The following is a 13,226-nucleotide window of genomic DNA, read 5'->3' on the forward strand; positions in this document are numbered from 1 at the left end:
CGCTTGCAGATCACAAGGAGTGAGTTTTCAGATACTGATAGAGAACGCGAGGGTGCTCAACAGCGCGCCTACTTCATTGCGTAGCCGATCAATTGCAGACAGCAACCGACTCTCTTGGTGCAGAGGAAGAGAAATGGCCACGGTTGCCGGTGCGTCGCCAACCGCGATCGGAATGGCTGCGCACACGGTGCCGAGGGAGTACTCCTGACGCTCAGTAACAGGCTGCATCCGTTCGAGGGATCCGATCCGATACTCCAGGGAGCGCAGATCCTGAACGGTGTACGGGGTGATGGCCTCGACCGGATGACGGTCGTAGTAGTCCTGGCGCGACCTCCCGTCGAGCTGGCCGAGCAGGCACTGGCCGATGGCGTGGGCGTGCCCGGTGACGCGGAAGTCGGCCCACTCCTCGCAAGCGGGGCTGGCCGGAGTGTCCGAGACGCCCACGACCTCGATCTCCCCCTCGCGATAGACCGCGAAGTAGACCGGGGCCCTCACCACGTCGCGGAAGTGGGCGAGGGAGTCGAGGATCATGCTGCGACGTTTCTGCTGGATCCCACCGCAGGCCAGTCGCGCAGCCGCGTCACCGAGTACGAAGACCCCGTTCTCCCGGCGCAGGTAGCCCTCGTGCGTCAGGGTGCGTAGCAAGTGGTACGCCGTGGGCAGCGGGAGCCCGGCCTCCCGCGCCAGCTGTTTCGCCGGGGCTCCCCCACTGTGGGACCCCACGGCTTCGAGCAGCCTCAACGCCCGTTGCACAGAGCCGATCAGCGTCGGCACACCACCGTTGTGAACCGTGGACAAAGCTCACCCCCAGGCGTGGCGGCGGGCTTTCGGGCAGGCCCGCCCTGCGGGGGCCGCCCCCGCGCGTGCCGAGGTTCCTGGGGGTCGTGCTCGGCGGGTGCATTGACATCACCGCTGGTCAAAACGGTGTTACCGGCTTCTCGAGTGCCCAGGGAACGGCACAGATTGCCACTCTATCCACCGATACCCGGGGTGCGAGCGGTTTCGGGCCTTACGTTCCCTCACCTGGCTCAATCGCGGAGCGGCACCCCAGACCCGGCTACCACTCCCGGGAGGAGGACTTCGAGCCGCCGCCGGCCTTCTTCACCACGAAGACGAGACCGCCGACGAGGGCGGCGAAGAGGAGCAACTTGAAGGCGATCGTGATCAGCGCGCCGAGCACGCTGGCGATCACGCCGCCGAAGACGAACAGCGCCAGCAGCGGAACGGCGACCCACTTAACCCACCAGGGCATGCCTGCGAACGTCTCTCGGATGCCGTCCATGTCCTCGACCTCTTCTTCCTCGACCTTGACTTCCTGCACTCGATGCTAGGAGCCGGCCGCTCCCCGCGGGGGCCCGTGAGCCCCCGGAGTCCCCTGACCCGACCCCTAGGGGGATCAGGGGAGCGACCCTCAGCCGACCGGTCCCCTCAGCCCTCCGGCGGGGAGAACACCACCATCACCCGCAGGTCCTCGGTGATGTGGTGGAACTTGTGCGGCGCCCCGGCGGGCACGTAGACGACGCTGCCGCGCGCCACGGTCGTCGTCTCCTCCCCGACCGTGATCGAGGCACGGCCGCTCACGACGAAGTAGACCTCGTCCTGACGGTGCGGTGTCTGCGGGTCGCTCCGCCCCGCGTCGAGCGCATAGAGCCCGACCGACATGTTCCGCTCGCGCAGAAACTGCAGATAGGCGCCGTCATTGGCGGCCCGCTCCGCTTCGAGCTCATCCAGCCGGAAGGCCTTCATCGTCCTCGTGCCCCTTGTGGTCAGTCGCGCCTTCGCATCCGCTGATCTGCGGATGTCCCGCCGGGATCTTCTCTGCAACGATCAGACACATGACGAATTTCGTAGTCAAGACGCTCGCCAACGCGGCTGCACTGGCCGCCGCCATCTGGCTCCTCGCCGACATCACTCTGGACGACGGCAGCAGCCTCGGGCGACGGACCCTCACCCTCATTCTGGTCGCCTTGGTCTTCGGCCTGGTCAACTTCATCGTCAAGCCCGTGGTGAGGCTGCTCTCACTGCCGCTGTTCGTCGTCACCCTGGGCCTGTTCACTCTCGTCGTGAACGCCCTGATGCTGCTCCTGACCTCCTGGCTGGCCAAGCAGCTCGACCTGAGCTTCTACGTCGAGGGCTTCTGGACCGCCGTCCTCGGCGGCTTCATCATCTCCGTCGTCTCCTGGGTCCTGAACATGGTCCTGCCCGACAAAAATTGAGCCGGCCTCCCATGTACCGCGTGTGCTTCGTCTGTACGGGCAACATCTGCCGCTCGCCCATGGCCGAGTCCGTGTTCCGCGCCCGCGTCGCCGAGGCCGGGCTCGGCGGCCTGGTGGAGGTCGACAGCGCCGGCACCGGCGGATGGCACGAGGGCGACGGCGCCGACCCGCGCACCGTGTCCGTCCTGGAGACCGCCGGGTACCCGCACGACCACCGGGCCCGGCAGTTCCGCTCCTCCTGGTTCGCCCGCCTCGACCTCGTCATCGCGCTCGACTCCGGGCACCTGCGGGAACTCCGGGCGCTCGCGCCCACGCCCGAGGACGCGGCCAAGGTCCGGCTGCTGCGCTCCTACGATCCCGCGGCCGGCGCGGATACCGACGTACCCGACCCCTATTACGGCTCCCTCGACGGATTCGAGGAGTGCCTGAACCTGCTCGAGGCTGCGAGCCCGGGCCTGCTGGCCGCCGTGCGCGAGGCCGTGAAGGAGCACACCGAATGAACGACCGCGACCGAGGCCGACCCCTGGGCGATGGCACCATCGCCGTACGCGCCGGACTGCCCGAGCCCGTCAAGAACGAACCGACCCTCCCCGGGCCCGTCTTCGCCGCGCACTTCCACCTGCCCGGCGACGTCGAGGGCCCGTACACCTACGGCCGTGACACCAATCCCACCTGGACCCTGCTGGAGCAGGCCATCGGGGAGCTGGAGGCGCCCGGCCAGGACGTCCACACCGTCGTCTTCGCGTCCGGGATGGCAGCGATCTCCGCCGTCCTCCTCTCCCACGCGCACACCGGGGACACCGTCGTCCTGCCCGACGACGGCTACCAGGCCCTCCCGCTGCTGAGGGAACAGCTGGAGGCGTACGGGATCCGCGTCCGCACCGCCCCGACCGGTGGGGACGCGCAGCTTGAGGTACTCGACGGCGCCCGGCTGCTGTGGATCGAGACCCCCTCCAACCCCGGCCTCGACGTCTGCGACGTGCGCCGCCTCGCGGACGCCGCGCACGCCGGCGGGACGCTGGTCGCAGTCGACAACACCCTCGCGACCCCGCTCGGCCAGCGCCCCCTGGAACTGGGCGCGGACTTCTCCGTAGCCAGCGGCACCAAGGGCCTCACCGGCCACGGTGACCTGCTCCTCGGGTACGTCGTCTGCCGCGACGCGGAGCCGGCCGCACGCGTCCGGAGGTGGCGGAAGATCGTCGGCGCCATTCCCGGACCCATGGAGGCCTGGCTGGCCCACCGTTCCTTGGCCACCATCCAGCTCCGCACGCAGCGCCAAGGGGAGAACGCGCTGGCCGTCGCCGAAGCGCTCGCCGGGCACGCCGACGTGACCGGTCTGCGCTACCCCGGCCTGGCCGCCGACCCGTCCCACAAGACGGCGGCCCTCCAGATGCGCGGCTTCGGATCGGTGGTCTCGTTCACCCTCCCCGACCGGGCGCACGCCGAACGCTTCATGGAGGCTCTGCGCCTGGTCGAGGACGCCACGAGTTTCGGTGGAGTACGGTCCACGGCCGAGCGACGCGGGCGGTGGGGCGGGGACGCCGTGCCGGAGGGGTTCATCCGCTTCTCAGCCGGCGCCGAGGACACCGCGGACCTGGTCGCGGACGTCCTGCGCGCCCTCGTCATCGCAGGTGGCGGGGGCTGAAAGCGGTACGGAAGGGCGGTCCGAGCCTCCCCCCTAGTGGCTCGGACCGCCCCGGGTTCCGCGCGCGAAGAACCACGCGACAAGGCTAGTTGACTCTTCGTCAGAGTCCAATCACGGTAACGACAGGTGCCTATCCGGATATTTATAGTTGTAGGTCCCCACCGAGAGGTGTCGCCGTGGACCTGGCCTTGCTGCGCACCTTCGTCGCCGTCCACCGAGCCGGGTCGTTCACCCGGGCCGCAGTGCTCCTCGGACTGTCGCAACCCGCCGTCACCTCACAGATCCGCACCCTCGAACGGCAACTCGGACGCCCCCTGTTCCACCGCCGCGCCCGCGGCGTCACGCCCACCGCGATCGGCGACGAACTCGCCCACAAGGCCGCTCCCCACCTCGACGCCCTGCTGAGGATCACCGAGGCCGAGCAGGACGCCGCAGGCGAGATGCGCACCCTCCACCTCGCCGGACCGCCCGAGTTCCTGAGCCTGCGCGTGCTCCCGGCCCTCGCGCCCCTCATCGGCCGGGGCCACTCCCTGCGCACCACCTTCCGGACCGGGGCCGAGGAGACCCTCGACGGGCTGGCCGCCGGTCACCACGACCTCGTCGTCACCACCGCCCAGCCCCGCGGGGAGCTGTTCAGCGCCACCGCCCTCTGCGACGAGGAGCACGTCCTGGTCGCCGCCCCCTACTGGGCCGCCTTCGTCGATCCGGAACGGCTGCGCGCCGAAGGGCCCGCGGCATTCGACGGCATCCCCCTGGTCGAGGTCCACGAGTCCCTGCCGCTCGTGACCCGTTACTGGGCCGCCGTCTTCGACACCGTGCCCGACGCCAGGCTCCCCGCCGCCACCGTGGTCGTACCCGACCTGCGCGCCGTACTGGAATGTGTCCGGGCCGGCGCGGGGCTCGCGGTCCTCCCCCGGTACCTGTGCCGGGAGGCCCTCGACTCCGGGAGGATCGTGGCCCTGCCCGAGCCCGCGGTCCCTCCGCTGCGCACCTGGTTCCTGGTCGTACGCGCCGGCAGCCTCGCGCTCGCGCACCTCGCACGGGCGCACGACAGCCTCCTGCACGCCGCCGTGCGCTGGTGATCCCGGACTGATCAGGCCGTGGCGCGTTTCAGAAGCGGAGCCGTGGGCCACTCTTCTCCCATGACCGAACGTCCCGTGGTCAAACGCACCGCCCGCGCGATCCTGCTCGACGGTGACGACCTGATCCTCATCAAGCGCACCAAGCCCGGCCTCGATCCGTACTGGCTCACTCCCGGCGGGGGAGTCGAACCCTCGGACGCCACCGTCGTCGACGCCCTCCACCGGGAGGTCCACGAGGAACTCGGCGCGAAGATCACCGATGTGGTGCCCTGCTTCGTCGACACGGTCGAGCACATCGCCGAGCGCGGAGTGACCGGCGTGAAGGTGCAGCACTTCTTCGTCTGCCACCTCGAATCGATGGACCCCAGCCAACGGCACGGACCCGAGATCGACGAGCCCGAGGGCGAGTACGAGATCGTCCGCGTGCCGTTCAGCCGGGTCGGCATCGCGGCCGTCCATCTCGTCCCGCTGTCCCTGCGGCACTACCTCGACGGCAACATCGAGGGCGTGCGGGCCATGCACGCCGCCGACTTGGGCTGACCCCACCCACCGGCGGAGGCCTCGCGTCACCGCCGACCGCTCACCTCACCGGCCGAGAGCGGCGGACTTCCCGCCGCTCTCAGCCGGCCACACCGGCCAGCTCCTCCACCGCGTCGTGCCGGATCCGATCGTCAGGGATCCCGATCCGCTTGAGCTCGTCGACACCACTGCGGATCATCGCGGGCGGACCCGACACGAAGGCGTCGTACGAACTCCATGGCCCGTGGGGGCCGACGGCCTGCGGCAGCTGCCCGGCCAGACCGTCGCCGACCACCGGGCGCACCGACAGCCACGGGTGGGAGCGCTGGAGACCCAGCAGGGTGTCCTTGTCGTACAGGTCGTTGTCACTGCGCGCGCCGAAGAACACCTCCATCGGCCGCCGTTCGCCGTGCTCGGCCACGTCCTCGATGAGCGCCTTGATGGGCGCGATGCCGGTTCCGCCCCCCAGGCAGAGCATCCCGTTGTCCGAGGTGTGGTCCACCACCATCGACCCGGACGGCGGGCCGAGGCGCAGCACGTCTCCCGGGCGGGCGTGGCGCACCAGCGCGTTGGAGACCCAGCCCGCGGGAACGGCTTTGACGTGGAAGGAGAGCAGCCCGTCGGAGCGCGGCGCCGAGGCAAAGGAGTAGTGCCGCCATACCCGGGGCCACCACGGCGTCTCCAGGCTCGTGTACTGGCCGGCCACGAAGGCGTACGGCTGGTCGGGGCGGACCGTCAGCACGGCGATGTCCGGGGTGCGCAGATCGTGGGAGACCACCTCCGCGTGCCACCAGGCAGGGGCTGCGTCCTCCGCCGCCGCGTCGATCATGATCTGGGAGATCGCGGTGTACGCCCGGACCCAGGCGGCCTCTGTCTCCGGCCCCCAGGTTGCCTCCGCGTAGCGGGCCAGCGCACCGACCAGGGCCTCTCCCACGGCCGGGTAGTGACCGGGCAGGGTGCCGTACTTGCGGTGCCCGGTGCCCAGCCGGCGCAGGTACGGCACGAGCACGTCCGGGTTGTCGATGTGCTCGGCGGCCGTCAGCAGAGCCTTGAGCAGCCGGTCGCGCTGTACGTCCATGGCGACGGGGAACAGGCTCCGCAGCTCCGGATGCCCTATGAACACCAGGGCGTAGAAGTACGAGGTCACCTTGTCGGCGACGGGTCCGATCTCAGCGAGGGTCCGGCGGATGAGCACGGCATCCGGCGAGGGCTCGGCCGTACCGGCCCCGGAGGGTATCGGGGCTGTCTCCCGTCTTGCCGATCTGGTTTGCGGAGCGTCCATGCGGTGCCTCGCTTCGAGCATCTCGGTCGGTCTGCACAGCCACGGGCTGTGCATCCGTGGTTCCCGGTTCCACAGCGTGCCAGCCGACCTGGAGCCCTGCGGGGAAACGCGGAAAATCTGCGTTCCGAGCCCCCTATCCCCTTAAGATGCCTCAGCTCCCGGGCGTGCCACCCCTACGAGCTGGTATGCCTCCCGGAGATCCCGGCCCTCGTAGACATGCGTCGCGCGTTCCTGCAGATAAGGACGCGCATTGACCGCCACCGAAACCGGAACCACCTCGAAGAGCACGGAATCGGTAATCGAGTCCCCGTACGCGACGCAGTCGCCCCAGGTTACTCCGAACCGCGTGCACAGTCGGTCCGCCACGGTGACCTTGGCCTCGGGGGTGAGGATGCCGGCCACCTCTACGGGCCGGGTGAACGGCACCTCGGGGAAAACCGAGCCGTGCGCGGCGTGCGCGCCCCACTCCAGGAGGAGTTCCACGAAGAAGGAGGGTGACAGCGAGATGACCGCGCAGTAGTCCCCGCGTTCCCGGATCTCGCGCCACACGTCCCGGATGCCGGCCAACCACGGGGACCCGTCGAACGCCGCCCGGACGTGTGCGGGTGTCAGGCCGGCCCACAGCGCGTGGACGGCCACCGAGAACTCGTGGGGGCCCATCCGGCGCGCGGCGAAGGCCTGCTCCAGCTCCGCGATCTCGGCGCTCACCCCGAGCTGGCGGGAGATCTCGACCGGTGCCGCGGAGCCGTACATCAGGGTTCCGTCGAGGTCGAAGAGGTGCAGGGTGGTCATAGCCCCAGAGATTAGTGCCTCTGTTTCTCGCGAAACAGCGCGTTTCACGTGAAACGAGCGATCGGTTTCACGTGAAACATTGGGGTTGTGTTTCACGTGAAACACCCGCCTCATCAACCCTCTGGACGCTCAGCGGCTGATGATCCAGTCTGAGTCGGTGACACCACCACATCTCACCGATCTACCGATCCGAGCACTGGCCGCGGACGACCTCCGCCGGTGCGCCGACCTGTCCGAGGACCGCGGCTGGCCCCGCGAGGACCACAAGTGGGGACTTCTGCTCGCCGCCGGGAACGGTTACGGCGTGGACGCTCCTGACGGTCAGGGGCTCGCGGCCGCCTGCGTCGTCACCGAGTACGGCCTGGCCAACGGCGGACCGGAGCTCGCCGCCGTCGGGATGGTCCTCGTCGCCGCCCGCTACGACCGCCAAGGCCTGGGCCGCCGCCTGATGAAGTACGTATGCGACGACGTGCTCAAGGGCGTCCCTCTCACCCTGCACGCCACCCCCTTCGGCCGCCCCCTCTACGAGGAGCTCGGCTTCGACACCACGGGCCGTGCCGAGATGCTCCGCGGAACCTTCCGACACGAGGACGCCTCCGGTCCGTCCGGTGCCGGTCCGTCCGGTGATCCCGCGGTACGGCCGGCGCACGCCGAGGACCTCGCGCGCATCCTGCGTCTGGACGCCGAGGTGTTCGGCACCGACCGCACGCACATGATCATCCGGCTACCAGCCTTCGCGGACCGGCTGGTCGTCGCCGAGGACACCGACGGCACGCTCAGCGGCTACGCCGCGGCCTGGCCCAACATGGAGACCCATGTGATCGGTCCGCTGGTCGCGCGTGACACCGGCACCGCCAAGGCCTTGGTCTCCGCGCTGGCCGCGGGGACAGACCGACCACTGCGCACCGATGTCGACGTACGCCATGAGGAGTTCCTCGGCTGGCTGAAGGAGCGCGGCCTGAAGTCCGTGGCCTTCAACGCCGTCATGACCCGCGGCATCCCCGGCCTGCCCGGTGACTGGACCCGGCGCTGGGCTCCGCTCACCGTCGCCGCGGGCTGAGAGAGGCACACACCACGATGACCGATTCCTCCGAGTTGACCATCCGCCGCGCCACCGAGGCGGATCTGCCCGCAATCGTCGCCATGCTCGCCGACGACCCCCTGGGCGCCACGCGCGAATCTCTCGACGACCTCACTCCGTACCGGACGGCCCTCAAGCACCTCTCGGAGGACCCGAGCCAGCACGTGGTCGTCGCTGTCCGCGCGGGCCGCGTCGTGGGTACCCTCCAGCTGACGATCGTCCGGGGCCTCTCCCGCAAAGGGGCCACCCGCTCGATCATCGAAGGGGTCCGGGTGCATGCCGACGAGCGCGGCAGCGGCCTCGGCACCCTGTTCATCGAATGGGCCGTCGAACGGTCCCGGACCGAGGGGTGCAGCCTCGTGCAGCTGACCTCGGACGCGTCGCGCACCGACGCGCACCGCTTCTACGAGCGGCTCGGCTTCACCGCGTCCCACGTCGGATTCAAGCTCGCTCTCTGAGGCACCGAGCCCACGGGCCGGGCCGTGTCGGCGGCCCGGCCTAGGATCCGGAGGATGAGCGCATGCCTTCCCCTCATCAGCACCGCCGAGCGGCGGCACCGGCTCGGCCGGCGTCACCGGCTGGCTCCCTCGGTCCGGGGCGCGACGGTGGTCCAGGCGGCGGACGCCGTCGTCGCCCTGCACGCCACGGACGCGGCGACGGTCTTCCTTTCCGCACGCGCCCGGATGGCCGACGGTGGTCCTGACACCGTCGAGCGGGCGCTCTACGAGGACGTCGGCCTGGTGCGGCTGCTGAGCATGCGCAACACGCTCTTCGCGGTCTCCACCGCCCTAGCCCCGTACGTCGACGCCTCCACCGCCCGCGGCATCGCGGTCAAGGAGCGGCGTTCCCTCCTCAAGCACCTCGCCGAGGACGGCCAGGGCCTCGATGCCGAGTGGCTGGCCGGGGCGGAGAGAGCCGCGCTCGACGCCCTCGATGCCCGCGGCCCGTCGACGGGAAACCAGCTGTCGGCTGCCGTGCCCCTCCTCCGCCAGAAGATCACCATCGACCGCGGCAAGAAGTACGAGGCGCAGACCGGCGTCGCCACCCGGGTCATCCGCCTGCTGGCCGCCGACGGCAGGATCCGGCGCGACCGGCCGCGCGGGTCGTGGACCTCCAGCCAGTTCCGCTGGGTCCACACGGACCCCTGGCCCGTCCTGCCCGCGGCGGAGGCCCGCGCCGAGATCGCGCGACGCTGGCTCCAGGCGTACGGTCCGGCCACCGAGGCCGACCTCAAGTGGTGGACCGGCTGGAGCCTCGGCGATGTCCGAACGGCCCTGGCCGCTGCCGGCACGGAGCAGGTCCGCCTCGACGACGGCACCACGGCGCTGGTGAGCCCCGGCGACACCGGCGCCGAGCCGGCCCCTGAGCCCTGGGCCGCCCTGCTGCCGGCCCTCGACCCCAGCAGCATGGGCTGGGCGGACCGGGGCTTCCACCTCGATCCCGCCCACCGGCCCGCCCTCTTCGACTACGCCGGCAACATCGGCCCGACCGTCTGGTGGAACGGCGAGATCGTCGGCGGCTGGGCTCAGCGGTCCGACGGCCGGATCGTCTGGCGGCTGCTGGGCAGCCCGGGCCGAGAAGCCGAGAAGGCGATCACCGAAGAGGCCTCGCGCCTGACCGCGTGGGTGGGCAACGCCCGGATCACCCCGCGCATGCGCACTCCGCTGGAACGCGAACTCGCGGCCTGACCGGGGCGCGCTGTCCCGTGCGGGACCGTCAGCCGATGCCGCGCCAGCCCTGTGGGTCGACTCCGCCGGGCACCGGGGCCTGCGCGTCGTACGGCTCCCGGGTGAAGACGAACGACGCGAGGTCGAGGTGACCGACCGAGCCGTCCTCGCGCCGCACCGCCCGCAGCGTTTCCCCCGCGTAGTAGCCGGAGAGCCCCGTCCAGGTGCCGTCCGGTTCCGCCCGGAAGCGCGCCGCCCGCCCGGTGGGGCCGACCGGCCCCAGCTCCAGCGACCCGTCCGAGGCCAACCGCACGACCTGGGCCGACGTACCCCAGTACCAGGGCCCGCACAGCTCCAGTGCCACCGGATCGGCCTCGCGGAACGGCCGCCACGGCTCCGGGAACCTCGGTTCCGCGTCGGCGACGATCGCCACCAGGTCGGCGGCCACCGCCGCGGACGGGAGGCCCGACGTGCAGTTCGCCAGGACCACCGCCGCCACGTCGTCGGCCTCGCTCAGCCACAATGCCGCGAGGAACCCCGGCAGCGAGCCGCTGTGCCCCACGAGTCGGCGCCCGGCGTCGGACGTGAGCTGCAGGCCCAGCCCGTAGCCGGCCTCCGCGATGCCCGGCTCCGGGGGCGAGACCGGCGTGCGCATCTCGCGTACGGTCCGTTCGCTCAGCACCCGGTCGTCACCCCGCAGGAGGAATCCGGCGAACCGCGCCAAGTCTCGGGTGGTCGACCACAGCTGACCGGCCGAGGCCATCAGTCCCAGGTCTTCCATCGGCTCCGGCATCATCACGTCCGCCCACGGGTGCACCGCCCAGCCACCGGCGTGGGGGACCTCGGGTGCCGCGCTCGTACGGTCCAGCCCCAGAGGCTCCAGCACCTCCGCCCGCAGCACCTCCGCCCACGGCTTGCCCCGCAGTGCCTCGATGACCGAACCCAGCAGTGCGTAGCCCGGATTGGAGTAGTGGAACCTGCGCCCCGGCGCGTGCCGGAAGGGCTCCCCGCCCAGTACGTCGGCCAGCTCCGGCCGCGTCGATCCGGGCGTGCGCTCCCACCACTCACCGGGCGTCTCGGCAGCCAACCCCCCGGTGTGGGAGAGCAACTGGGCGATCGTCGCCTCCCCGGCGCGGGTGCCGGGCACGTGCTTCTCCAGGGGGTCGGCGAGGTCCAGCAGCCCCTCGTCCCGCAGCCGCATCACCAGGACGGCCGTGAACGTCTTGCTGATGGAGCCGATCCGGTACTGGACGTTCCCGTCCGGGCCGTGCCCCGGGACGGAGGTCCGCGAGCCCTCCCAGACGGTCGCCCCGCCGCGCGCGACGGCAGCCACCACGGAGGGGGCACGGCCATCGCTCTGCGCCACGGCGATCCGGTGGTCCAACGCGCGGCGGGTGGCAGGAAGAAGGGCCAGGTCCTCGGAAAGCTCATCCATGATCGGATGCTACGTGTTGGCCATGTCCACGAACCTCGAATAGTGACCCTGGAAGGCGACCGTGATCGTCGCCGTCGGACCGTTTCGGTGCTTCGCCACGATCAGGTCGGCCTCTCCCGCCCGGGGGGACTCCTTCTCGTACGCGTCCTCACGGTGCAGCAGGATCACCATGTCGGCGTCCTGCTCGATCGAGCCGGATTCACGCAGGTCGGAGACCATCGGCTTCTTGTCGGTGCGCTGTTCCGGTCCACGGTTCAGCTGCGAGAGCGCGATCACGGGGACCTCGAGCTCCTTCGCCAGCAGCTTGAGGTTTCGGGACATGTCCGAGACCTCCTGCTGGCGGCTCTCGGGACGGCGGGACCCGCCCGACTGCATCAGCTGGAGGTAGTCGATGACCACGAGCGAGAGGTCGCTGCGCTGCTTGAGCCGACGGCACTTCGCCCGGATCTCCATCATCGACAGGTTGGGGGAGTCGTCGATGTACAGCGGTGCGGCGGAGACGTCCGGCATCCGGCGGGCCAGCCGGGTCCAGTCGTCGTCCGTCATCGTTCCCGAGCGCATGTGGTGGAGCGCGACCCGGGCCTCCGCCGAGAGCAGGCGCATCGCGATCTCGTTGCGTCCCATTTCGAGGGAGAAGATCACGCTCGGCAGGTTGCTCTTGATCGAGCAGGCCCGCGCGAAGTCCAGGGCGAGCGTGGACTTGCCCATCGCGGGACGGGCGGCGATGACGATCATCTGGCCCGGGTGCAGGCCGTTGGTCAGCGAGTCCAGGTCGGTGAACCCGGTCGGGACGCCGGACATCTGGCCGCTCCGGGACCCGATCGCCTCGATCTCGTCGAGGGCGCCCTCCATGATGTCGCCGAGCGGCATGTAGTCCTCGGACGTCCGCTGCTCGGTGACGGCGTAGATCTCGGCCTGGGCGCTGTTGACGATCTCGTCGACGTCGCCGTCGGCCGCGTACCCCATCTGCGTGATCTTCGTGCCGGCGGCGACCAGGCGCCGCAGGACCGCTCTCTCGTGGACGATCTCGGCGTAGTACTCGGCATTGGCCGCCGTGGGAACGGACTGCACGAGCGTGTGCAGGTACGAGGCCCCGCCGACCTTGCTGATCTCGCCGCGCCGGGTCAGTTCGGCACCGACGGTGATCGGGTCGGCCGGCTCGCCCTTGGCGTAGAGGTCGAGGATGGCCTGGTAGATCGTCTCGTGCGAGGGCCGGTAGAAGTCGTGGCCCTTGATGACTTCTACGACGTCGGCGATCGCGTCCTTGGAGAGCAGCATGCCGCCGAGCACCGACTGCTCGGCGTCGAGGTCCTGCGGAGGGACGCGCTCGAAGCCGCCGCCCCCTCCGCCACCCCCGCCGTCGTCCCAGGAGCCGTCCTCACGGCCCCGGTCACGCTGGCCGTCCCCGCGGCCCCGACCCTCGCTGTTGCGGCGCGGACGGGCGGGCAGACGGTCACCCGGACCGCTGTCGGCCCAAGGGTCGTCCGTGGGCTCGGGCATGCTCACC

Annotated in this window: 15 protein-coding genes; 8 read left to right on the top strand and 7 right to left on the bottom strand. The window is 70.5% G+C overall.

Going from position 1 to position 13,226, the window contains the following annotated elements:
- Positions 1-27: 27 nt before the first annotated feature.
- The 3 genes from ACFWW8_RS08620 to ACFWW8_RS08630 all read right to left on the bottom strand — a co-directional run bounded on the left by ACFWW8_RS08620 (position 28) and on the right by ACFWW8_RS08630 (position 1,746).
- A complete protein-coding gene (locus ACFWW8_RS08620) occupies positions 28-765 on the bottom strand; it encodes an IclR family transcriptional regulator (RefSeq protein WP_386525754.1) in 738 nt (245 codons plus the stop codon).
- Positions 766-1,057: 292 nt separating this feature from the next.
- Positions 1,058-1,282 carry a DUF5326 family protein gene (locus ACFWW8_RS08625; RefSeq protein ID WP_386525756.1) on the bottom strand — a complete coding sequence of 75 codons (225 nt, stop codon included), beginning with the start codon at positions 1,280-1,282 and terminating at the stop codon, positions 1,058-1,060.
- A gap of 146 nt (positions 1,283-1,428) precedes the next feature.
- The gene (locus ACFWW8_RS08630) at positions 1,429-1,746 is read right to left on the bottom strand and encodes a cupin domain-containing protein (protein WP_383915889.1); all 318 of its coding nucleotides are present in this window, start codon (positions 1,744-1,746) and stop codon (positions 1,429-1,431) included.
- Between the two features lie 89 nt (positions 1,747-1,835).
- On the opposite strand from ACFWW8_RS08630, the gene ACFWW8_RS08635 reads away from it, so the two are divergent.
- The 5 genes from ACFWW8_RS08635 (at position 1,836) to ACFWW8_RS08655 (ending at position 5,483) form a co-directional block, all read left to right on the top strand.
- Entirely contained in the window at positions 1,836-2,216 is a 381-nt protein-coding gene (locus tag ACFWW8_RS08635) for a phage holin family protein (RefSeq protein WP_386525454.1), read from the top strand.
- A gap of 11 nt (positions 2,217-2,227) precedes the next feature.
- Positions 2,228-2,716, top strand: a complete 489-nt coding sequence (locus ACFWW8_RS08640) for a low molecular weight protein-tyrosine-phosphatase (protein WP_386525456.1) — start codon at positions 2,228-2,230, stop codon at positions 2,714-2,716.
- Positions 2,713-3,861, top strand: coding sequence for a cystathionine gamma-lyase (locus tag ACFWW8_RS08645; protein ID WP_386525459.1), 1,149 nt, complete (start codon positions 2,713-2,715; stop codon positions 3,859-3,861). The genes ACFWW8_RS08640 and ACFWW8_RS08645 overlap by 4 nt, the downstream gene beginning before the upstream one ends.
- Positions 3,862-4,037: 176 nt before the next feature.
- Entirely contained in the window at positions 4,038-4,943 is a 906-nt protein-coding gene (locus ACFWW8_RS08650; protein ID WP_386525462.1) for a LysR family transcriptional regulator, read from the top strand.
- A gap of 60 nt (positions 4,944-5,003) precedes the next feature.
- Positions 5,004-5,483 carry an NUDIX domain-containing protein gene (locus tag ACFWW8_RS08655; protein ID WP_386525464.1) on the top strand — a complete coding sequence of 160 codons (480 nt, stop codon included), beginning with the start codon at positions 5,004-5,006 and terminating at the stop codon, positions 5,481-5,483.
- A gap of 79 nt (positions 5,484-5,562) precedes the next feature.
- Here ACFWW8_RS08655 and ACFWW8_RS08660 read toward each other — a convergent pair whose 3' ends face one another.
- Positions 5,563-6,744, bottom strand: coding sequence for a globin domain-containing protein (locus ACFWW8_RS08660; RefSeq protein ID WP_386525467.1), 1,182 nt, complete (start codon positions 6,742-6,744; stop codon positions 5,563-5,565).
- A gap of 141 nt (positions 6,745-6,885) precedes the next feature.
- Complete coding sequence (locus ACFWW8_RS08665; protein ID WP_386525470.1) at positions 6,886-7,536, bottom strand: HAD family hydrolase; 651 nt, start codon at positions 7,534-7,536, stop codon at positions 6,886-6,888.
- 139 nt (positions 7,537-7,675) lie between these two features.
- Between ACFWW8_RS08665 and ACFWW8_RS08670 the strand changes: the two genes are divergently transcribed.
- Genes ACFWW8_RS08670 through ACFWW8_RS08680 form a run of 3 tightly spaced genes read left to right on the top strand, consistent with a single transcriptional unit; the run spans position 7,676 to position 10,305 of the window.
- Positions 7,676-8,596 carry a GNAT family N-acetyltransferase gene (locus tag ACFWW8_RS08670; protein WP_386525473.1) on the top strand — a complete coding sequence of 307 codons (921 nt, stop codon included), beginning with the start codon at positions 7,676-7,678 and terminating at the stop codon, positions 8,594-8,596.
- 17 nt (positions 8,597-8,613) lie between these two features.
- Positions 8,614-9,075 carry a GNAT family N-acetyltransferase gene (locus ACFWW8_RS08675; RefSeq protein ID WP_386525475.1) on the top strand — a complete coding sequence of 154 codons (462 nt, stop codon included), beginning with the start codon at positions 8,614-8,616 and terminating at the stop codon, positions 9,073-9,075.
- Positions 9,076-9,129: 54 nt separating this feature from the next.
- Positions 9,130-10,305: a winged helix DNA-binding domain-containing protein gene (locus ACFWW8_RS08680; RefSeq protein ID WP_386525478.1), complete on the top strand. Its 1,176-nt coding sequence runs from the start codon at positions 9,130-9,132 to the stop codon at positions 10,303-10,305.
- A gap of 28 nt (positions 10,306-10,333) precedes the next feature.
- Here ACFWW8_RS08680 and ACFWW8_RS08685 read toward each other — a convergent pair whose 3' ends face one another.
- Both ACFWW8_RS08685 and dnaB read right to left on the bottom strand, forming a co-directional pair.
- Entirely contained in the window at positions 10,334-11,719 is a 1,386-nt protein-coding gene (locus tag ACFWW8_RS08685; RefSeq protein WP_386525481.1) for a serine hydrolase domain-containing protein, read from the bottom strand.
- Between the two features lie 9 nt (positions 11,720-11,728).
- Entirely contained in the window at positions 11,729-13,219 is a 1,491-nt protein-coding gene (gene dnaB / locus ACFWW8_RS08690; RefSeq protein ID WP_386525759.1) for a replicative DNA helicase, read from the bottom strand.
- Positions 13,220-13,226: the final 7 nt, after the last annotated feature.

It is taken from the genome of Streptomyces sp. NPDC058701, assembly GCF_042715295.1.
GTDB lineage: Bacteria > Actinomycetota > Actinomycetes > Streptomycetales > Streptomycetaceae > Streptomyces.